The organism is Verrucomicrobium spinosum DSM 4136 = JCM 18804 (genome assembly GCF_000172155.1).
Taxonomy (GTDB): domain Bacteria; phylum Verrucomicrobiota; class Verrucomicrobiia; order Verrucomicrobiales; family Verrucomicrobiaceae; genus Verrucomicrobium; species Verrucomicrobium spinosum.
The window spans coordinates 3,772,935-3,792,398 of the sequence record NZ_ABIZ01000001.1; the positions used below are offsets into that span (position 1 = coordinate 3,772,935).

The window sequence follows — 19,464 nt, forward strand, 5'->3', positions numbered from 1 at the left end:
CGGTGAATGCCGGTTCACACTTGAGGGTGTGGATCGTCATCACAGGGGCACCAAGTTCAGGCAAGACCACCCTCCTGCGCGAGTTAAAACGGCGCGGCTATGCTGTGGTGTCGGAATCGGCCCGGGAGGTTCTCGAGAGCGGCGAACTCGATGAATCGCGCTCTGATGTCCAGACTCTCATTGAAGAGCGTCAGCAGGCCAAGGAGCAGCAGATTCCCCCAGGTCAGGTCATCGTGTTGGACCGTGCCCTGCCGGATTCGCTGGCTTATCGCCGATTGGGCGGGCTGGATGCGTCGGACCTGCGTGCTCTGATTCGACCTGAGCGCTACGCTGCCGTCTTTATGTGCGGCTTTGGGCAGCATATCGCAGATGGCCTCCGGAAAGACGACGTCGAACGTGCCCGAGAAATCGAGCGACTCTTGCGTGAAGTTTACCTTGAAATCGGGTGCCGGGTCATTGACCTGCCCTGGTTCACGGCTGAAGACCCGGCCACAGGCGTGGCCAGGCGACTGGCGTTGATTGAAGAGGAGCTCGGCATCGCACTGCGGAACAAGGCCGCTCGTTAAATCCACAAGGGCGGCTTGGTCATCAACCGGTGCACGGCGGATTCGCGTTTGGAGCCAATCTCCTCTGAATTGTTGACGCTCATGCTGAGGTCCCGCACCAGGCCGTCGCTGAGCCGGTAAATCCAGCCATGGACCGAAAGTTCCTGGCCGCGCTCCCAAGCTTGCTCCACTACGGTGGTCTGGCAGACGTTGACGGCCTGCTCGATGACATTCAGCTCGCAAAGCCGGTCCACCCGGTCGCTTTCCTCAATGATGGTGGCCAGATGGGGATCATGTTTTTGGTTCACGTCCTGGATGTGGCGCAGCCAGTTGTTGATGAGGCCCAGCTTCATGTTGAGCATGGCCGCTCGCACCCCCCCGCAGCCGTAGTGGCCCACCACCATGATGTGCTTCACCTTCAGCACCTCCACGGCGTATTGGAGGACGCTGAGGCAGTTGAGATCCGTGTGAACGACCACGTTGGCCACATTCCGGTGGACGAAGAGCTCACCGGGCAGGAGGTCAACGATCTCGTTGGCTGGGACGCGACTGTCCGCGCAGCCAATCCAGAGGTACTCTGGTGCCTGTTGGGCCACCAGACGGGAAAAGAATTCGGGGTCCTCGGCGCGCCGAGCATCGGACCAAAGACGGTTTTGGGCGAGCAGAGGGGAAAGGTTGGCAGATGACATGCAAGGGTTGGTTAGCAGCGCAAGGGCCAAAATGCAACGCGCCGTTCCTTCCGGAGGAAGAAACGGCGCGGGGAAAATCCTTAGATGGAGACGGGACTACTGGAGAGCGCGGTAGGTGTGCTCAAGCGCCAGCAGCGTGTATGCGGTCACCAGCACAGGGTCATTCTCCATCCAGCGGCCAGTGTCGTTCAGCCAGGAACCATCAGGCTTCTGGATGTTGAGCAGGTGACGGCCTAGTTCATTGCGCCAGTCCACGGTTTTGCCGTCTTTGGTCTTCAGTTCATCCAGATTTGCCACGGCCAGGGCCTTGGCCATGGTGTGGTAGTAGTAAAACTTGCCTTCCTGGCCCAGGCCGGGATTCTCTTCCAAGGTGAAGTTGTCACCCAGCCACTTCAGAACAGCCTCAATCCGCGGGTCTTCTGGCGTGAGGCCGGCGTAGATGAAGCTGAGCATCCCGGCATAGCTGATGCTGCCGTAGGAGCGCAGGGCGGTGCGTCCATCGGGCAACTTGTCCACATCTGGGGCCTTGCTCACTCCTGGCTCATAGACAAAACCACCGGCGTTCTTGGGGTCGTTGCTGGCCCAGGCCTGGTCATTGGACTCTGGGCGGTTCTGGCAGCGCTCCACGAACTTGATGGCGGCAGCCCAATTGAGGTCGTTCTTTTTGTCCTCTGGAGTGCCCTTATCTTCGAAGAGACGCTTCGAGTAGTAGAGAGACTCCAGGGCGAAGTGCGTGTTGGAGAGATCAGCGTGGGCAGGGCTGTTGGGGCCGGGACGACCGTAGCCGATGCCGCCATCGAAGGCGTTGTCGGTGCTGCCCTTCGTGTCGAAGTCATTTTGCTGCCCCACGACGAAGCGGCGGGCCTTCAAAATTGTCTGCTCATACTCGGGTTTGGCGTTGAGGGTCAGGGCCAAAAGCGACAGGGAGGTGTTGTAGTTGGCGCGGCCCTTGGCGTAGATGCCGCCATCATCCTTAGCGTTGCTGAGGATGAATTTGTAGCCCTTGTCAGCCTCCGCCGGAAGAGGGTCCGCTGGCTTGCGTGTGGGATCCGCCGCGAAAGCGCTGAGCACGAGCGCTGTGATGGCAGGTTCTTCAGGATTGCTCCAGGCCCCCGTCTCCTTTTGCTGGGTTTTCAGGAATGCCAGGCCTTTGCTGATAGCCAGGTCAATTTCCTGGCGCAGCGATGCGTTACGATCCGGTTGGGTGGATTGAGCCTGAAGGCCCGTGAAGCCAAGCCCGAGGGCCAGGCCAGCGGTGACGAGGGAGCGTTGTGTGCGTGTTTTCATTTGAGGGGATGGAAAAGCGGGTCGGCATCAGACACCAGGATTCTTGGGGCTGATCACGAGGGTCACGGGGGTGTCCACGGGGGGGACTTTAGCCGTTTCGACCTTCCAAAGGTCGTCGTTGGCATTCTCCTTTACGGGAAAGTTCACCAGTGAGATGAGATCGAAATAGATGGCCACCATGGATCCGTCGAACTGGGCGGCGAACCCGGTCTGGCTGATCATGGAGCCTGTGTAAGTCCAGTGCTGGCTGTCACGGGCGACCTTGGCGTCCTTCTCGTGAATCCACCGGGTGACGGGCGCAGTTTGTTCCTTGCCGTCCTTGTCCTTCCACTGCACACTCAGGGTGATCTGGTTGGCCCCGGCCTTGGACATAGGTTCCGCCATGAGCTTTTGAGTCATAGGGGTCGGCTCAGGGAGGAACTGGGCAGCCTCTTTGATATTGGGCTCATAGTGAGCCAGAAGCAGGGCCACGTTCAGTTCTGTCGGACTGACAGAAGTGCGCAGGAGGCTTTCGTGGGTTTTCCCGTGTTCGTGCACCAGCACGTACTCCAGGAGGCCCTCTGTCATGTTGAGCACACAAGGCACGCTGATTTGCCGAGTCTTGCTATTGATTTTGATGCCACCCAGATCGTACTCGTTGTCCGCCACTTTCTTGACCCGTGACTGGGCTTCAGCCATTTCCTTGGCGGCCACGGTTTTGCCAGCATCATTGGGCGAGGGCTGTTTCGTGGGCTCCTCATCCTGGGCCAGGAGCAGAGCGGAGCTGAGAGTGGCGGCGACCAGCAAGAAGGGCAGCGTAAAGCGGCGAGGGAAAGCGATCATGGCGGCAATTTTAGGTTGTCGCTTATCATCGTATTTTCCCCAGACCAAGGGAAGTGCGCAGTAGTGAAAAGTCGTCCTTCGAAAAGGTGGCCAGGAACAGGGACATGGGCGTGGAAGGCTGCGCCAAATGGCACACATCGTGCCAGTCGGTGGAAAAAGCGGGCCTTTCCTGCGTGAGTGCGGGATAAATGGTGTTCGAGCCAATGGCGGAGCTGGGAATGAAGGGCGATTTTTGATCCTGTTGAGCTGGTGGGGGTTAAAATTTGGCCCCCTTGTGGTTGTGAATTGATCCTGGCCACGGGCTTGCACGGGCGTTGGAAAGAGGCTTCAATGACCACACATGACGAATGCGGCCCATCCACCGAAAGATCCCGACACCATCATCTGTCATGTGACCTCGTGGTACTATCGGAGGATGGGGCTGCTTGCGGCCATGTTCTTGGGAATGGGGCTGTTCTTTTTTTACGATGGGAAGGTGGGCTATCCAAAAAAGAATGCGGTAGCTGCCAAGAAGGTGTGGTTTGAAGAAACAGTACTCAAGAGCTATGATACAGCGCAGAGCGCAGGGGAGGCGGCTGTGGCTGCCTGGCTGAAGGACGCGCGGGAGAAAGGGTGGATCGTCAATCCGAACCTCCAGCAGCCCCGGTGGGACGACTATGCTGCACCACATGACTGGCCCAGTGATCCCAAGAAATACAGCCCAGAGGAGATTGAGCAGCAGTTTTACTGGGGGGCGGCGATGATCGTCGGTGCGGCCATTGCAGGGATTCTCGTTCTGCTCAACCACAACAAGGTGCTGATCGGCCACCGGTCGGAAATGCAGATGCCCAACGGCTCCAAGGTGGCATTTGCGGACGTGTTCAAGGTTGACAAGCGCAAATGGGACAACAAAGGGCTCGCGACGGTGTACTACCGTGTGGGGGGCACTGGAGCCGAGCGCAAGGCCGTGGTGGACGATCTCAAGTTCCATGGCGCTGATCGCGTCCTGAAACGTCTTTTGGAGGGGTTTTCCGGAGAATTAATCGAAAAAGTGGCAGACAATCACGGAACGAGCGGCGAAGAGAAAGAGAACTCCGAATCTTCCCCTAAAAATACCGCTTAGTGGGCAAGCCCTTTCTGCCTGGAATCGGGCAAAAAGGGGACGTAAAAAATCGCATTTTCCCAGTTGCGAAAAATGGCGCACCCGCTAATGCTCCCCGCCACTTAGCAACCTACAACACGCATTTATGGCCGAATCCAACATTGCAGACAAAGTCCGGGACATCATCGTCGAACAGCTCGGCGTGAACCCCGAACAAGTCACTCCTGAAGCCAAGTTCATTGAAGACCTTGGCGCCGATTCACTCGACACCGTGGAGTTGGTCATGGCTTTCGAAGAAGAGTTCGGCATCGACGTGCCCGATGAAGAGGCTGAAAAGCTACTCTCCGTGGGTGATGTGATCCGTTACGTCGAAGAGAACGCTGAGTAAGCTTCCGCTTACCGGACTGACCCTTCATCTATTTCTGGGAAAGGCACGGTTTACCGTGCCTTTCTTGCGTTCAGTTTTCCCGAGGGTGTGTAGGCATCTTCCTCTGGCCCGGAAAATCACGGCGGGGGCAATTGCGCAACGGGGAGCATCTCCCGGAACTGGCGGTTGGGATTGGCGTACTCCGGATATCGGGAATCGTGTTCTGGGCCGGGGAGGTAGCGCCAGTGCTTGTACATCCACATCCAGCACTCGGGGTGCTGGCGGATTTGGGGTTCGAACCGGTCCCACACCGCCTGGGTCATGGTGTCGATGGAGGGATAGTCTGAAGCCTCCATGGGGTCGAGGAAATGGCAGCGGTACGTCCCATCTGTCAGAGGGAGGGCGGTCGCGGGCAGGAGGGGCAGCCCCAGCCGGAATGCCAGGCTCGTGTGCAGGTTGGGGACACAAGTTTTCAGTCCAAAACACTCGATCACCGTGGCGGCGCGGCCGGGTTTGACGGTGAGATCGGCAAGCAGTGAAGCGTGCCCGTTTCGTTTTAGTTGCTTGAAGATTCGTAACATCGCCCCTTGTTGCGGGATGATTTCGTGGCCAGTTTTCTGCCTGAGCCGGGCAAAGATGTCGGTCAATGCGGCATTTTTGAAGTCTTGAGCGATGGTGAGTTGGGTGAAGCCCTGAAGGCCCACGATAAGGCTGAGGACCTCAAAGTTGCCATAGTGCGGTGTGACCCAGAGTGCGCCCCGGGATTTTGCCATGGCGGGCGTTTCGGAATCCTGCCAGGAAAGCTTCGCAATTTCCGGCAATTCCTCCTTCGGGTGCCCCGCGATCCAGAAAAGATCCAGGAAGGTGCGGGCGAAATTCTGGAAACTGCCGATCGCGATGCGACGAGCTTGGGCGGGAGTAATGTTCTCCCGGGCAAAAGCCGCCTTGAGGTTTGCAATGGCCGTGCTGCGGCCGCGGTAGTCGATGGCAAAAGCGAGCAGTCCGATCACCTTGCTGAGGAGCAAAACTTGTCCCCTGGAGAGTTTTGGGAGCCACCAGACTCCGAAGTTCACTAGAAATGTCTCAATCCGGTGGCGAATCTTCTTCACGATCACGTTTGGTACTGGGAGAAATGAGTATAGAGTGGGCAATGGCCGACACGCTGACCTCTATCCTCAAGAAGCTCCTGAATCAACCGACCGCCCCATTTCATGAATATCATGTGCGGGCGCAAATTGAGCAGCTCCTTCTGGACGTGCCCCATGTGGAGCTGTCCACCGATGCCTTTGGCAATTTGCTGGCGACCTATCGCAAGGGTAAGCGCAAGTCCAGCCCGGTCTGGGTGTTGGGCGCGCACATGGATCACCCGGCTTGGGTGAAGAGCCCTGGCAAGAATGGGGACTGGGAGTTTCTGGGTGGCGTGCCGAAATCGATTGTGGATCTCCCTGAGAACATCGCTCTCCGTCGCGAGAACGGCGAAATTGCGCCGTGGGGTTTCCCCGTCACCATTGAAGAAGGCAAAGTGGGCGCTGCGGCCTGTGACGATCTGATTGGTTGTGCTGTGATTATTGCCACCATTAAAGAGCTGGCCCGTCTGGGTCTGGATGCAACGGTGCATGCCGCCTTCACCCGCGCTGAGGAAGTGGGCTTCCTGGGAGCCTGGCACCTGGGCAAACACTGGCCTTTCGGAAAAGAGGCCGCGTTTCTGTCCGTTGAAACCAGCCGTCCTGTGAACGGTGCGGAAATGGGTGATGGGCCCATCGTTCGTGTGGGCGACCGCCTTTCGGTGTTTGACCATGACTTGATCGCCACGGTCATGCGCACCGCCGCAGAGCAGGGGATTCGAGTCCAACGTTGCCTTCTGGACGCCGGGGCTTGCGAGGCCACTGCGCTCCAGGCCTGCGGGATTCGCAGCGCCGGTCTGAGCGTCCCTCTGGGCAACTATCACAATCTGGACGACGACCAGAATGTCTCTGCCGAATATGTGATGCTTGAAGACGTGAAAGCCACGGTGAATCTGGTGGTGGCCCTGGTGGGCACCGAGCATCAGGGGCTTGGTGAGCGCACCCTTGAAGAGCGTGTGACCCTTCGCATGAAGGAGTACAAGAAGCACCTTGAGGCGTCCAATGCCAAGTTCGAAGAGACTTTGGTCTGATTTTCAGATCGCTCGTCAGGCAGCCAGCCACAGCTTCAGCAGGCTCAGGGTCACGGTGGTCGTGAGCATGCTGACCAAGGTGGTGTAGTACACGGAAGAGGTGGCGAATGAGACATCGCCACCAAATTCATGCGCAAGCAGGGCTGTGTTCACGGCCGTGGGAGCCCCCGTCGCGAGGACCAGAGAAGCTGCTACCGCCGGAGGAAATCCCATGATTTGAGTCAGCCCAAGAGCCAGTAGAGGGCTAAGAATGAGGCGAATGCCCAGAGCGGCAAACAGCGGAGCGCGGAAGGGGGCGGGGCGGGTCTGAGACATCTGGACCCCCAGGGTGAGGAGGGCAAATCCCACCAAAGCGGCCTGGAGCAGATCCAGTGGCTGCCAGAGCCATGTCACCTCCTGAAGGTGAAGCCCGGTGGATTTGGCCAGCACTCCAGCAAGCAGGGCGTAGAGCGTGGGTTGCCTCAGCATTCCATTGAGCGCCCGCCAGTGCGCCCCCGGCTTTTCACCGCGCTCCTGAGCGAGAAAGAGACCGATTGTGAAAGTGGCAACATTCATCGTTGCCAGGACATAAACTTGAACTGCGGCACCCTCATGGCCAAAAGCCAGCGTCACCAGGGGTAGGCCATAATTTCCACAGTTGTAGAACATGGTGGCCAAGCGCAAAGCCTGCCGCTGTTGCGAGTGCATTTTGAGGACTCTGGCTGCAATTGTGCTACAGATGAACATGAGGGTGATGGTGGCCAGGGTGAACCCCACAATCTGCAACGCTTCGTGACCGGCCAGTTCGGTGTCGAGCACCCGGGTGAAGATGAAAGCTGGTACCAGAAGATAGATGTTCAGTTTGACCAGAGTCTCCAGATGGAGCCGGAATTTCCGGTCCAAGAGCCATCCCAGACCCACCACAAAGAAAATGGGAGCGCAAACATTCAGGAAGAGGTCAAAGAACATCTCCGCAGATTCAAGGGGGCCAGCTCCGCATTCAAGAGCGATCTGATGGAATCCCCCTCGCAAATCCAAGCCTCAAAAAACGCTAGCCACGAAGCCATTCCGCACTACCCTCTGCCTCCCACCTAGAAATGCATTCTGAGTTCGATTTTCAGTACACGATCGAAAACACGAAGGTTCTTCACGAGCCTGATCGTCGCATTGATACTTTTGGCACCACCCAGTTCGAGTTTCAACTGGTGACCGAACTCATGGACTCCACCAATGTGACGCGAGTGCGCCAAGGCCGGATCGAGGCGGAACGCCCCATGATCGTCACCCCTACGGTGACAGACGACTGGAGTTTCGAGGGATTCGGAGCCGAGGCGGAGGCTTTTGGCCAGTGGGTGAAGAACCACCTCAAGGATCTTGCGATCCTGCGCTACAGGTTCAATTTTAAGCGTACCACCGTGAGCGAGGAGATCGTTCATGAGTCATTTGCCACTGTGTGCGACAAGTTGCTGACCGAGCAGCGCGCCTCTGGCAATCCCATGCGAGCCATCATTCAGGGTGTTGACGACACCTGGGAGATCTCGCTGCTGAGGTTCTTTTTCGAAATGATTGAGAAGTCCCAAAATATCAACATGTTCGATTTCAAGCGTCGGGGCCTGCTAGGCTGAGCTGATGCCACGGATACGATGAGCCGATTTAAAATCCTCGTCTTCCTTCTTGCGGTGGGTATCGCAGGTTCGGTGCTTGCTGCCGCTTACTGGTACTACACTCGTGTCCTCGGGCATGAGACGGTGGTTCAGGGCCAGATCAAGAAAATGCAGGGCAAGCACACTAGTCTGCCGGATCCAGGGGTGCGCCGTTTTGATGAAGCAATGGAATTCATCAACGCCTCGAACTACGCGGAGGGGCGAAAGGCGCTCTATCGTCTGCTGGACAGCTTTCCTGAGACCTCCGCAGGGCCTGAGGCCCGCCGGATCATTGGCGAGCTGAACATGGACATGCTTTTCTCCCAGGAGGCCAATCCGCAGAGAAAGGACTACATCGTTCAGCCGGGCGACTCGATGGGGCTCATCGCCCGCAAAAACCAGACGAGCGTGGAATGCATCATGCGGGCCAATGGCATGCTGAGCACCAATCTGCAGCCTGGAGATCACCTGTTCGTTTTTCCCCTGGACTTTGAGATCGTGGTGGACATCTCTTCCAAGACCGTCCAGCTCTGGCGCGGGACCCGGGAGAAGGGCTACTTCTTCAAGGAATATCAGGCTCTGGAAGTCCGCCTGCCCCCTGGGATGAAGGCACCCGCCGAGACCGTGATCCAGGCAAAAAGCGCCTGGCACAATGGCAAGGCCGTGACCTCGGAGAATCCTCTTTTCATCAGTGCTGACAAATGGCTGGTTGGTCACAAGACCGGATTTAATCTCCGGGGGCTGCCCAAGGCGAAGCCGCTTGTTGATAAGACGACGACACCCTCCCAGCCCGCTGCGGCGACCAAAGGGAAGTCCAAAGGCGGCTCAAAGGCTGCCAATAAAGTTGTGGACGACGACGATGATGATGGCCTGGCGGGCATCCCGGAAACCGGGGTGTTTCTGGCCCGGGAGGACATTGAAGAGCTGTTCACAATCGTCCGCACGCAGACGAAGTTGTTTGTCGCGCGCTAACCTTAAATTCAACTTTTTGTCAGCAACATGAAACAAGTTTTGGAATTTGAAAAACCGCTCGTCAAGGCGCGGGAAGAGCTGGAAGAGCTGCGCCGCAAGCAGGCTCTGAAGAACACGAGCAAAGTCACGCTTGCGATTGCCGATCTCGAGAAGAAACTGGCGGAGCTACAGGAGGAAACCTACGCCAACCTCAGCCCGTGGCAGCGGGTGCAAATCGCGCGCCACATCCAGCGCCCGTATATGCTTGACTACGCCAGACTCTGTTTTGACGAGTTTGTCGAGTTGCATGGGGATCGTCACATTGGCGATGACAATGCGATGCCCGCAGGGTTCGCCACACTCAATGGCCAGCGAGTGATGCTGATCGGTCAGCAAAAGGGTCGCGACACCAAGGAAAACCTGCTCCGCAACTTCGGCAGCGCCCATCCGGAAGGGTACCGCAAGGCCCTCAGGCTCATGCGCATGGCGGAGAAGTTCGGTCTGCCGGTCATCTGCATGATCGACACCCCGGGGGCCTTTCCGGGCATTGGGGCGGAGGAGCGCAACATCGCGGAGGCCATTGCCTTCAACCTGCTGGAAATGATGAAAATCCGCACACCAATGGTTTCAGTGGTGATTGGTGAAGGCGGTTCCGGTGGGGCCTTGGGCATCGGTGTGACGGACCGAGTCATGATGTTGGAGAACGCCTACTACTCGGTGATTTCACCAGAAGGCTGTGCCGCCATTCTTTGGAAACACCGGCAGCATGCTCCGGAGGCAGCCCAGGCCCTGAAACTTAGCGCCCCTGACCTCATGGATCTCGGGATCATAGACCATATTGTCCCTGAGCCCCATGGTGGTGCCCACAACGACCACCACGCTGTCGCAGCCTCGCTGAAATCTGCCCTTGTGTCCGCCTTGGCGGAACTGACCCCGCTGGGTACGGAAGAGCTGCTCCAAAAGCGGTATGAGAAGTTCCGCTCCTACGGCAAGTTTACCGAAGGCGAGTAAGGTCAGCCTGTCCCTAAGTCGTGGGTGACGGAAACGTGATCCACGGCTTGATACACCGTCCCTGAACGGAGTAGAGTAGTGCATGGCAGAAGGGGATAGCGCCGTCACAGGCTCAGCACTGAAGGGCGAAGTTGTTTACTTTTATGCCTTCGACATTGCTTACGAGTTGCGGCGACCTGGGTTGACGCATCTCCTTGGTAAGCCGTTGGTGGCCCAGCATGTGGGCGTCTCGAAGCGGAGCCCACGCCAGCAGCTTTTCTATCAGCCGAGGATGGCCAGGCTGGAACCTCTGGATCTGCCGCTTGAGGGAGGCAGAGTGGTGAAGGTAGGGCGCTCGGTGAAGGTGCTGCCCATCGGGGCGATCAGTCTGACACTGAGAGTCTCCTTTGAAGTGGATCGCCTGGAGGACCTTAGCCAGTTCCATCGGTCCCAATTTGCAGGGGGGGCTCTGCAACGGCACGCCAGGGAGCTTTCCGAGATTCTCAGGCAGGAACTTGGGACAGTGGCGGTGCGCCCCGTCGAGGTGCTTCAGGAGGAAGAGGCCTACACGGTGTTCTGCGTGGAGTCTCCCGGCGGTTTTGCGGGAGGGCAGTGGTTCAATGCAGAGGAGTGGTTTCGTGTCAATCGGAGGATCATCGCAACGCTCATCACCCAGGAAACCTCTGACCCGCCGTTGTCGCACCAGGAGGCACTCGAATCCACCAGCAAGCACCTTTCTTACTACCAGTCTGACCTGATCGTTGTGGACTGGGACGCTGCCCTCATCGTGGATCGGCCAGCGGACTTTGAGGAATCTCTGTTTGTGATGGAGCTTGCCAACGTCCAGCTCGAGGAACTGGAGGCTTACGACCAGCTCATCGACACAGCGTTGGAACGTTCCTACGCCGACCTCCAGCGTCCTCCCCGCATTCGGGATCACAAGCGGCTTCTGCCCCATCTGCGGGAGGTGCGCATCGATCTGGCTCGTTTTAGCGATGAGCTTTCCAACATCACGAAGTTCTTCGGTGACTGGCATCTGGCTAGACTCTACGACACGGTCTCCCGCCGCTTCCACCTGCCAGACTGGCATCGCAGCATCGACGAAAAGCTGAAGACGCTTGATGACTTGTACGAGATGCTCAAACAGGAGCAGAATCACCGCATCATGTTGGTGCTGGAGGCGTCCATTGTCCTGATGTTTGTGATTGATATCGTGCTGCTCCTCGCAGAACTCGCCAAGTAGTCGGGATTTGCGTGGATCTGGGCTGTGAAAGGGCCCTTTGGCGCAGGGGATCGGACTGCTCGTTGGGTGCACAACCTGCTCGCATTTTCCCGCTCCATACGTAACGTCAGAGGATGCGCCCCCGCAGACCCATTTCTGGTGTCACATTTGCCCGTTTCCTGCCCTGGCTGAAGCAGCTGGCTGTAGCGGTATTGTGCCTTTGTGTCCTGACCTCCTGCCTTGAGAAGCTCAAGGAATTCCTCCCCAAGCCCCCTCCACCCGCACCGCCGCCGCCGGTGGAAGCGCCGCTCTCGGCCGAGGAAGAGAGACTCCAGCAGACGCTGGAGAATGGCAAGATGTTCGCAGCGGATGGCAGCGAGATCGAGGTGCCCAAGGCAGAGCTTTTTGAGCTGAACAAGTCAGCGCTGGTCTCCATCATGTGTTACCATGACTTCGCGGAGAAATCCTCCCGGAGTGATATGGTCATCACTGCCACCACCTTCCGGACGCAGATGCAGGCTCTCAAGGACGCCAAGATCCCGGTAATTCCTCTTGCAGATGTCCTTGCTTGGAAGCGCGGAGAGAAAAACATCCCTGAAGAGTCAGTGGTCATCACAATGGATGATGGCTGGCTGGGGGTGCATGAGTACTGCTTCCCGATTCTGAAGGAGTTCAACTACCCGTTCACGGTGTATCTCTACAAGAACTACGTGAACCGCGGCGGTCGATCTCTGACGCTCGACCAGATTCGCGAGATGATGAAGTACGGTGCCGAGTTGGGCAGCCATAGCGTGTCTCACCAGGCCCTCACTGCCCGGCATGGCAAGACGGACGAGCAGTACCACAAGTGGCTGGAAGTCGAAATTGTGGAATCAAAGAAGTTCCTCGAGGAGACCTTTGGCGTTCCCTGTAGAACCTTCGCTTATCCGTATGGCAACAAGTCTGACGAGATCGCCCAGATGTGTCTGGATGCTGGCTACGAAGCTGCAGTCACGGTGAATCCGCAAAAGACGACCTGGGACACTCCCAATGGCAAGCTCCCGCGCTTCGTGCAGATTGGCGACAAAGACGTGAACTTCCGCCTGGCTACGAACTTCCGCGGAGGTGGTGGCAACATCGCCGACAGCAAGTTCCTAAAAACCGACGAAGTGGACGAACATGGCAACAAGCTCGTTGTGCTACAGCCCCAGCCGGGAGCTACCATCGCAGATCGCAGGCCTTTGATCGAGGCCAATCTAGCCCGGGTGGGGCCTGTGCTGCCGGACAGCCTGGCTCTCCGCGTCAGTGGCTTCGGGCTTGTCCCTGTGGAGTTCGATCCCGCAACGCAGACGGTGCGGTTCCGTGTGCCGCAGATGTTGCGTTTGGAGGAATGCACCGCCCAGCTTTCTTTCCGCCGCGCCAGCGCAGACAAGGCTGAGGTCCTCAGCTGGAAGTTCAAAGTGGACCAGAGCTCATCATACCAACCGGCCGCCGGCTCGGCTGCCACGGCCACTCCTCCTCCCGCGCCCAAAGCTTAATTTCCCATCGCGGCAACAGCCAACCGGCTCCTCCTCCATACTCTTTTCATCTGCCATGTTCGAAGCACTCCAGGAAAAACTCGAAGGCGCTTTCAAAAAGCTCCGCGGTCACAGCAAGATCAGTGAATCCAACATCAGCGATTCGATGCGTGAAATTCGCATGGGATTGCTGGAGGCAGATGTGGACTTCAAGGTGGCCAAGGATCTTGTCGAGAACGTCAAGACCAAGGCACTGGGGGAGGAAGTGCTGCGGACCGTTTCCCCCAGTCAGCAGATCGTCAAGATCTTCCACGACGAACTGGTCGTCCTGTTGGGCGAAGGGACTGCCACTCTGGATTTGAATCCTCCGCAGCGCCTGCTTATCGCGGGTTTGAACGGGGCAGGTAAGACCACCACTTCAGGCAAGCTGGCGGCCCTTTTGAAAAAGCAGGGCAAGAAGCCCCTGCTGGTTGCGTGTGACGTGTTCCGGCCTGCGGCCGTGAAGCAACTCGTGGTGCTGGGCGAGAGCATCGGGGTGCCGGTGTTCCAGCCAGAGGAAGGGGAGAAGGACGCCGTGCGTGCCGCAAAGCAGGGCCTGGAGTGGGTGGAGAAACAGGGGGGAGGTATTGCCATCTTTGACACCGCCGGTCGTCAGGAAGTGGACGAGGGCCTCCTGGAAGAACTGATCAAGATCAAAAACGTAGTGCAGCCGCGTGAAGTCTTGCTCGTGGCAGACGCGGCCACCGGTCAGCAGGCAGTGAGCGTGGCCAAGACCTTTAATGACGCCATCGGGATCACCGGCCTCGTCATGACGAAGCTGGATGGCGATGCTCGTGGCGGGGCGTTGCTTTCCATGAAACAGGTCACCGGATGCCCGGTGAAGTTTGTGGGCATGGGGGAGAAGATTGACCAGCTGGAAGTCTTCCACCCTGATCGCATGGCTCAGCGCATACTCGGCATGGGGGATGTCGTCTCACTCGTGGAGAAGGCCGCAGATGCCATCAATGAGGAAGATGCCATGCGCATCGCCAAGCGGGTGCAGGAGGCGAAGTTCGACTTCAATGATTTCCTCGGCCAGATGAAGTTCATGCGCAAGCTGGGACCGCTGGAGTCCATCCTGGGCATGCTGCCTGGCATGGGCGCACTTAAGGGGCTCAATGTGGAAGAGAAGCGGATGAAGCATGTGGAGGCAATCATCCTGAGCATGACCGCCAAGGAGCGTACCAAGCCGGAATTGCTCAACGGCAGCCGTCGCAAACGCATCGCCAATGGCAGTGGGCGCCCTGTGGTGGAAGTAAATCAGCTCCTCAAGCAGTTTGAGATGATGCGAAAGTTGATGCGGAACAAGGGCATGATGAAGGGGTTGATGGGCAGCATGATGGGCGGTGGCGGGGCTGGTGGCATGCCAGATCTCAGCAGCCTGGGAGGAATGGGCGGCATGCCTCCGGGCTTTGGCGGCGGCGGCAAAGGAGGAATGCCCAAAATGAGCAAGCGGCCGAAGGGCTTCAAATTCTAGACCCCGGGGGGCCGATGCAGCGCTCGGGTGACAAGGCAGACGAGCCGTCTCGGCTCCTGGCTGCTGTGTTTATCGGGAACAAGAACTGAGGCGGCTCTTCTACCTTGGCGGAGAGGCCATGCTGTCTGGTTGGGGATGCCTCGCAGTGACCGGCATCTCCATTTTTATGGGAGCATCCGGGAAATAAGCCTTCCAAGGAGGGCTAAGGCCCCTTCTTTTCCTCTTTTGCACCTGCGTCCGGGGGCGGCACGAGGGGGGTGACCTCTGCAGTGGGGTTGGCCATGTCCCAGATTTTTAGCTCGATGGGACGTGCCAGCAGTGGCTTGATCTTCTCATCCATGATGAGGGTGTATTCCTTAAGCGCGGCATCCAGTTGAGCGCGGGTCACAGGCGCATCCACAGGGATGCCCGCCGTCGGCCCCTTTCTGAAGTCCTCTTTGAGGGCAAAAATCTGGTCGTCCAAAAAGGACGCAGTCTGCGTGGTCTCCTCAAGCTTCTTGCGGGTTTCCCCCAGTTCCTGCCGCAGTTTTTCCAACGCATGTTCCTGGTGCACCACTCGCGATTCCACGGTGAGGGTCAGGTACCCAACTGCCAACGCGATGAGCAGGCTGAGGATGGCCGGGAGGTGATTCATGCTCATGCGTTTTCGATTCGGGGAAGCGAAGGCAGGTGCAACCGACTCAGAATATCCGCCCGCAAGGGAACCCGTACGGGCGGGCCAAGGGGGCGAGTCAAAACACCATAACACTCAATACGATTCCGTCGAGAAGCTTGCGCGTAGGAAGCCTGGCAAATGCCTTCCCGTGACGGGCAAGTTGTCAGGAAGGGCGGGAAACTGCCGAAACCGGACCTGGGGGCAAAACGAAGGTTCCGCACTTGGGACAGAGAAAGCATGAAGGTGCTTGTTGGTAGTCGAGAACTTTCACCTTCTTCGGTCTGGGCGCGTCGCGGCTTTCCCTACGTGGCTTGAAGTACAGGTGCTGGTACCCGTGGCCAAACATCAGAAAGCCCAGGCCCGTGCAGTTGATATCGGCTTTGCCCAGAGTCATCGTCTCTCCGCAGCAGGGGCAAGGGAGCGGGTTGGGGGCATATGTCATCGAGTGAAAACGAAGAGTCGGGCGAATTTCTCGCGAATCTGATCCTCTGCTTTGAGGAAGTGCCCTTTGCGCCGATTCGAGAACAAGCTATCCTAGCACGGTCAAAATTTCAGCAACCAAGCAACTCCTATGAAATCCAACGACGCCAGAAAAGAGAAGAAGAAGGCCCCAAGCAAAACTCCCAAGGAGAAGAAGCTCGCCAAGGCCGAGAAAAAGAAAAATAAGTAGTCAAGCGAGGACCGGATGGTCCGACCTCGCCGTTCGTGGAAAAATCTACACAGGAGTTCGATCCTCCTGTGAAGCCGTTACGCCGTGTAACGGACAGCCAGTTCCGACTGACACGACATCGCGGAGTGCCCGCAGACACTCCGCCAGTGCTCATGGTCGAACTCAGCCCAGTTTCTCAAGATCGATCCACTTGCGCTGTTCCCATGAGGCCAGGCCCGCCTCGGCGAGTTGCACGCCTTTGGCACCTTCGCGGAGAGTCCAGCGGAAGGGGGCATCAATGGCCACGTGCTTCAGGAAAAGCTCCCATTGGATTTTGAAGGCGTTGTCGTAGGTGGTGGCGTCGGGTACCTCCTGCCAGCTGCCGTTGAAGTCGATGGGCTGGTCAATGTCTGGATTCCAGGTGGGCCGGGGAGTGGTGCCCAGGCTCTGAGCCCAGCACTTGCGGAGTCCCACGATGGCCGAGCCGTGGGTGCCATCCACCTGCATGGTGAAGAGGTCATCGCGACGCACCCGGACCGTCCAGGAGCTGTTGAACTGGCAGACCACTCCGGTCTCAGTTTCAAAGGTGGCGTAGCAGGCGTCGTCGGAGGTGCAGTCGTATTTGTTGCCACGCTCATCCACACGTTGGGGGAGGTGGGTGGCCCCCAGGCAGCTCACAGACTTTACTTCGCCGAAGAGATTGTCCACGACATAGCGCCAGTGGCACAGCATGTCCACGATGATGCCGCCTCCCTCTTCTTTGCGGTAGTTCCAGGAGGGGCGCTGAGCCGGCTGATCTTCATCCAGACCGGTGAAGACCCAGTAGCCAAACTCGCCGCGAACGCTGAGGATCTTGCCGAAGAAGCCTTGGTCACGGAGAACCTTGAACTTGCGAATTCCTGGCAGCCACAGCTTGTCCTGCACCACTCCATTCTTTACTCCGGCATCTTCACAGAGCTTGGCCAGGCGGAGAGCTTCATGTGTCTCCACCGCCGTGGGCTTCTCACAATAGATCGCCTTGCCAGCCTGCACGGCCATTTCCACGAACCGGGCACGCTGTAGGGTGCCTGAGGCATCGAAGAAGATCTCGTAGGTGGGGTCTTTAAACACTGATTCCAGGTCGGTGCTGTACTTCTGCACCCCCGTGCGGGTGGCGAGGGCGCGCAGCTTGTCCTCATTCCGTCCGGTGAGGATCGGATCAGGCATCAGCGTCAGATCGTCATTCACCTTCAGGCCGCCCTGCTTGATGATGGCAAGGATGGAGCGGATGAGGTGCTGGTTGGTGCCCATGCGTCCGGTGACGCCGTTCAGGATGATGCCGATTCTGCGTGTTTCCATGGAGTAAGGTTGGCGTGGATTGAAGGAAAGAGGTGCTGGGTATCAGGAAAGAACAGTCCCGCTGTTCTCAGGCCACATGCTCTTGAAAGGCCTGGGTGATCTGGGCCAGGTAGGAGGTCTGGTCCATCGACCAGTAACGGGTGGAGAAGATCTCCACCTCGGAGTAGCCGTGAAAACCGGTCGCTTCCACCCACCCTTTGATCTGGCGGATGGGGATGCAGCCTTCCCCCATGAGACCACGATCATTGAGAAAGTCGGTCGTGGGCGTTTTCCAGTCGCAGACGTGAAAAGCAAAGAGGCGGTTCTTGTTGCCAGTGATCTTGATCTGGGCTTCGAGGGCGTCATCCCACCAGACGTGGTACACGTCCACCGCCAGACCGAGATTGGCGGGTGAGCCGAGGTGGTCGCAGATCTCGTTGGCCTGACGCATCGTGTTCACCGCCGAGCGATCGTCGGCGTACATGGGATGAAGCGGTTCGATTGCCAGTTTCACCCCGGCTTGTTCTGCTGCCGGGAGGACGGCGGCGATGCCGTCCGCGATCTGGCGACGCGACTCGGAGAGGGGCTGCCCGGGGACGGCACCGCAGACCAGGACGATCAGCGGGGCACCCAGCGCGTGGGCTTCGTCGATGGCCCGAAGATTGTCGTCGATGGCCGCTTGTCGGCTGGTGGGGGAGTGGCTGGGAAAGAATCCGCCGCGGCACAGGCTGATGATCTCTAGTCCTGCGCCCCTGAGGTTCTGGCCGGCTTTCGCAATGTCGTGGCCTGCCAGGTGCTGCCGCCAGACCGTGATGCCGCCCACGCCCGCTGCCGGGTAGTGCCGGGCACAGTCGTCGAGCGACCAGGGTTTGGTCGTCATGGTGTGAATGCAGCATCGGCTCATAGGAGTCAGTCGGGAAGGGGGGCGCACGGGAGCAAGTTGGCGGGTTGAGGTTAATCGCAACCTGCTAGAACTATGGCATTTGCACTAGCACTTTTTCGACAGTGCGCTTTTGTCTAGGCGGAGCCCGACCTGTGAAGAACTACCGCCCTCTGCTCATCCAGGATCTGAATCTGCAAATCGCGGGCATCAAGGTCATGCGGTTGCGGATCAACCGCCACCTGCCTGAGGCCCGGTGGAACGAGCACTCCCATGATCACGATCAACTCCTGATCTACCTGATGGGACGGGGTCAGCAGAGGCTGGGAGACGCGCTCTACACCGCCAGGCCTGGCACGGTCATCCATGTGCCGCCTGGGCAACCGCACGCCTTTGATCAGCAGGCGAGCCGCCCGCCTCTATGCCTGGTGCTGGATCTGGAGATGAGCACTGGCAGGGGCGTGGCGCACACTTGTGACCAGCTCACCGCTGATCAGCTCACTGAGACCAAATCCCGCCTGAGCACCTTGTTCCGCGACCCTCAGATTGAGCGGCGGGAGATGAGCTTCCGAGTGGCCGCTGTGGTGCTGGACATCCTGGACATGGCTCTTAAAGCCATTGGGTGGCTTGTTCCCGTGAACCGCTCCAGCAGTGCCCGTCACTACTCGCTGGCCAAGCGGGTGGAGCGGCTGCTGGAGACCAAGGATGCGAGTGACGTGCCGCTGGAAGAGATTGCCCGGCAGAGCGGCTACCAGCAGGATCACCTCAACCGCCTGCTCCGGGCGGAATGCGGCCTCACTCTTGGGCAGATGCGAGCCAGGATCAGGCTAAAGAAAGCCGTCGCATTGATTGAGGAGAACCGGCCCATTCAAGAGGTAGGGGAGAAAGTAGGCATCTTGGATCCCAACTATTTTGCCCGCTGGTTCCGCCAGCAGACCGGCATGACCCCCTCTGCATGGCGAAGGAAGCCGGGGGAATTGAGGTTTTAGTGGATGCGTCCGCCACCGGATGCGCTCGACCCATCGACACCTGCACCTTGAGGCGGGGCCTCAAGGTGCAGGCCGCACTCCGGAGGGTTGTTTCCTCTAAATGCGGGCAGCGCTCTCGTGGCGGGACCGGCGTTCGTTCCTTTCGCACCACTCCTCGTAGTACCCGTCGGGGCAGGTTCCATCATCCTTTGCGCCGCACGTCACTCCCCAAAGTTCTTCTGCCGGATGTTC

At 58.4% G+C, this 19,464-nt stretch carries 19 protein-coding genes; 11 read left to right on the forward strand and 8 right to left on the reverse strand.

Translation table 11 applies throughout. The features are described 5' to 3' along the window. Positions 1 to 2: 2 nt before the first annotated feature. Complete coding sequence (locus VSP_RS39505) at positions 3 to 566, forward strand: AAA family ATPase (protein ID WP_081452561.1); 564 nt, start codon at positions 3 to 5, stop codon at positions 564 to 566. Here VSP_RS39505 and can read toward each other — a convergent pair. The 3 genes from can to VSP_RS15185 form a co-directional block, all read right to left on the reverse strand. After that, positions 563 to 1,234: a carbonate dehydratase gene (can, locus tag VSP_RS15175; RefSeq protein WP_009961664.1), complete on the reverse strand. Its 672-nt coding sequence runs from the start codon at positions 1,232 to 1,234 to the stop codon at positions 563 to 565. The two genes, VSP_RS39505 and can, sit on opposite strands and share 4 nt — an antisense overlap. 96 nt (positions 1,235 to 1,330) lie before the next feature. Continuing rightward, complete coding sequence (locus VSP_RS15180; protein WP_009961666.1) at positions 1,331 to 2,521, reverse strand: prenyltransferase/squalene oxidase repeat-containing protein; 1,191 nt, start codon at positions 2,519 to 2,521, stop codon at positions 1,331 to 1,333. 27 nt (positions 2,522 to 2,548) lie between these two features. Then, positions 2,549 to 3,343 (reverse strand): YdjY domain-containing protein, encoded by a 795-nt coding sequence (locus tag VSP_RS15185; protein WP_009961668.1) that lies wholly within the window; start codon positions 3,341 to 3,343, stop codon positions 2,549 to 2,551. Between the two features lie 340 nt (positions 3,344 to 3,683). On the opposite strand from VSP_RS15185, the gene VSP_RS15190 reads away from it, so the two are divergent. Beyond that, complete coding sequence (locus tag VSP_RS15190; protein ID WP_009961670.1) at positions 3,684 to 4,445, forward strand: hypothetical protein; 762 nt, start codon at positions 3,684 to 3,686, stop codon at positions 4,443 to 4,445. Positions 4,446 to 4,569: 124 nt separating this feature from the next. Beyond that, on the forward strand, positions 4,570 to 4,812 hold the full coding sequence (locus VSP_RS15195) for an acyl carrier protein (protein ID WP_009961673.1): 243 nt from the start codon (positions 4,570 to 4,572) through the stop codon (positions 4,810 to 4,812). A 116-nt stretch (positions 4,813 to 4,928) separates the two neighbouring features. On the opposite strand, the gene VSP_RS15200 is transcribed toward VSP_RS15195, so the two are convergent. After that, positions 4,929 to 5,900, reverse strand: coding sequence for a lysophospholipid acyltransferase family protein (locus VSP_RS15200; RefSeq protein ID WP_157210915.1), 972 nt, complete (start codon positions 5,898 to 5,900; stop codon positions 4,929 to 4,931). A 23-nt stretch (positions 5,901 to 5,923) separates the two neighbouring features. On the opposite strand from VSP_RS15200, the gene VSP_RS15205 reads away from it, so the two are divergent. After that, positions 5,924 to 6,946 (forward strand): M20/M25/M40 family metallo-hydrolase, encoded by a 1,023-nt coding sequence (locus VSP_RS15205; RefSeq protein WP_157210916.1) that lies wholly within the window; start codon positions 5,924 to 5,926, stop codon positions 6,944 to 6,946. A gap of 15 nt (positions 6,947 to 6,961) precedes the next feature. Here VSP_RS15205 and VSP_RS15210 read toward each other — a convergent pair whose 3' ends face one another. Next, a complete protein-coding gene (locus VSP_RS15210; RefSeq protein WP_009961679.1) occupies positions 6,962 to 7,894 on the reverse strand; it encodes an AEC family transporter in 933 nt (310 codons plus the stop codon). 128 nt (positions 7,895 to 8,022) lie between these two features. On the opposite strand from VSP_RS15210, the gene VSP_RS15215 reads away from it, so the two are divergent. The 6 genes from VSP_RS15215 (at position 8,023) to ffh (ending at position 14,743) form a co-directional block, all read left to right on the forward strand. Beyond that, positions 8,023 to 8,550, forward strand: coding sequence for a hypothetical protein (locus VSP_RS15215; RefSeq protein ID WP_009961681.1), 528 nt, complete (start codon positions 8,023 to 8,025; stop codon positions 8,548 to 8,550). A gap of 18 nt (positions 8,551 to 8,568) precedes the next feature. Beyond that, positions 8,569 to 9,540 (forward strand): LysM peptidoglycan-binding domain-containing protein, encoded by a 972-nt coding sequence (locus VSP_RS15220; RefSeq protein WP_009961683.1) that lies wholly within the window; start codon positions 8,569 to 8,571, stop codon positions 9,538 to 9,540. A 27-nt stretch (positions 9,541 to 9,567) separates the two neighbouring features. Next, positions 9,568 to 10,530 (forward strand): acetyl-CoA carboxylase carboxyltransferase subunit alpha, encoded by a 963-nt coding sequence (locus tag VSP_RS15225; RefSeq protein ID WP_009961685.1) that lies wholly within the window; start codon positions 9,568 to 9,570, stop codon positions 10,528 to 10,530. A gap of 82 nt (positions 10,531 to 10,612) precedes the next feature. After that, positions 10,613 to 11,752 (forward strand): RMD1 family protein, encoded by a 1,140-nt coding sequence (locus VSP_RS15230; protein WP_009961687.1) that lies wholly within the window; start codon positions 10,613 to 10,615, stop codon positions 11,750 to 11,752. Positions 11,753 to 11,865: 113 nt separating this feature from the next. Beyond that, positions 11,866 to 13,248: a polysaccharide deacetylase family protein gene (locus tag VSP_RS15235; protein WP_009961689.1), complete on the forward strand. Its 1,383-nt coding sequence runs from the start codon at positions 11,866 to 11,868 to the stop codon at positions 13,246 to 13,248. Between the two features lie 55 nt (positions 13,249 to 13,303). Beyond that, on the forward strand, positions 13,304 to 14,743 hold the full coding sequence (gene ffh / locus VSP_RS15240; RefSeq protein ID WP_009961691.1) for a signal recognition particle protein: 1,440 nt from the start codon (positions 13,304 to 13,306) through the stop codon (positions 14,741 to 14,743). 202 nt (positions 14,744 to 14,945) lie between these two features. Here the strand turns inward: ffh and VSP_RS15245 are convergent, their stop codons facing one another. From VSP_RS15245 to VSP_RS15260, 3 genes are all read right to left on the reverse strand, one after another. Continuing rightward, on the reverse strand, positions 14,946 to 15,377 hold the full coding sequence (locus tag VSP_RS15245) for a hypothetical protein (RefSeq protein ID WP_156345363.1): 432 nt from the start codon (positions 15,375 to 15,377) through the stop codon (positions 14,946 to 14,948). An 853-nt stretch (positions 15,378 to 16,230) separates the two neighbouring features. Further along, the gene (locus VSP_RS15255) at positions 16,231 to 17,385 is read right to left on the reverse strand and encodes a Gfo/Idh/MocA family protein (RefSeq protein ID WP_009961696.1); all 1,155 of its coding nucleotides are present in this window, start codon (positions 17,383 to 17,385) and stop codon (positions 16,231 to 16,233) included. Positions 17,386 to 17,452: 67 nt separating this feature from the next. Then, positions 17,453 to 18,244 (reverse strand): sugar phosphate isomerase/epimerase family protein, encoded by a 792-nt coding sequence (locus tag VSP_RS15260; RefSeq protein ID WP_009961698.1) that lies wholly within the window; start codon positions 18,242 to 18,244, stop codon positions 17,453 to 17,455. Between the two features lie 155 nt (positions 18,245 to 18,399). Here VSP_RS15260 and VSP_RS15265 point away from each other — a divergent pair, with 155 nt between their 5' ends. Further along, positions 18,400 to 19,233, forward strand: coding sequence for a helix-turn-helix transcriptional regulator (locus tag VSP_RS15265; protein WP_009961700.1), 834 nt, complete (start codon positions 18,400 to 18,402; stop codon positions 19,231 to 19,233). The last annotated feature ends 231 nt before the right edge of the window (positions 19,234 to 19,464 follow it).

Bases quoted from the DNA above. Each gene is read 5' to 3' on its own strand.
- can (WP_009961664.1), bottom strand. From the start codon at position 1,234: ATGTCATCTGCCAACCTTTCCCCTCTGCTCGCCCAAAACCGTCTTTGG.
- VSP_RS15180 (WP_009961666.1), bottom strand. From the start codon at position 2,521: ATGAAAACACGCACACAACGCTCCCTCGTCACCGCTGGCCTGGCCCTC.
- VSP_RS15185 (WP_009961668.1), bottom strand. From the start codon at position 3,343: ATGATCGCTTTCCCTCGCCGCTTTACGCTGCCCTTCTTGCTGGTCGCC.
- VSP_RS15190 (WP_009961670.1), top strand. From the start codon at position 3,684: ATGACGAATGCGGCCCATCCACCGAAAGATCCCGACACCATCATCTGT.
- VSP_RS15195 (WP_009961673.1), top strand. From the start codon at position 4,570: ATGGCCGAATCCAACATTGCAGACAAAGTCCGGGACATCATCGTCGAA.
- VSP_RS15205 (WP_157210916.1), top strand. From the start codon at position 5,924: ATGAGTATAGAGTGGGCAATGGCCGACACGCTGACCTCTATCCTCAAG.
- VSP_RS15210 (WP_009961679.1), bottom strand. From the start codon at position 7,894: ATGTTCTTTGACCTCTTCCTGAATGTTTGCGCTCCCATTTTCTTTGTG.
- VSP_RS15215 (WP_009961681.1), top strand. From the start codon at position 8,023: ATGCATTCTGAGTTCGATTTTCAGTACACGATCGAAAACACGAAGGTT.
- VSP_RS15220 (WP_009961683.1), top strand. From the start codon at position 8,569: ATGAGCCGATTTAAAATCCTCGTCTTCCTTCTTGCGGTGGGTATCGCA.
- VSP_RS15225 (WP_009961685.1), top strand. From the start codon at position 9,568: ATGAAACAAGTTTTGGAATTTGAAAAACCGCTCGTCAAGGCGCGGGAA.
- VSP_RS15230 (WP_009961687.1), top strand. From the start codon at position 10,613: ATGGCAGAAGGGGATAGCGCCGTCACAGGCTCAGCACTGAAGGGCGAA.
- VSP_RS15235 (WP_009961689.1), top strand. From the start codon at position 11,866: ATGCGCCCCCGCAGACCCATTTCTGGTGTCACATTTGCCCGTTTCCTG.
- ffh (WP_009961691.1), top strand. From the start codon at position 13,304: ATGTTCGAAGCACTCCAGGAAAAACTCGAAGGCGCTTTCAAAAAGCTC.
- VSP_RS15245 (WP_156345363.1), bottom strand. From the start codon at position 15,377: ATGAATCACCTCCCGGCCATCCTCAGCCTGCTCATCGCGTTGGCAGTT.
- VSP_RS15255 (WP_009961696.1), bottom strand. From the start codon at position 17,385: ATGGAAACACGCAGAATCGGCATCATCCTGAACGGCGTCACCGGACGC.
- VSP_RS15260 (WP_009961698.1), bottom strand. From the start codon at position 18,244: ATGACGACCAAACCCTGGTCGCTCGACGACTGTGCCCGGCACTACCCG.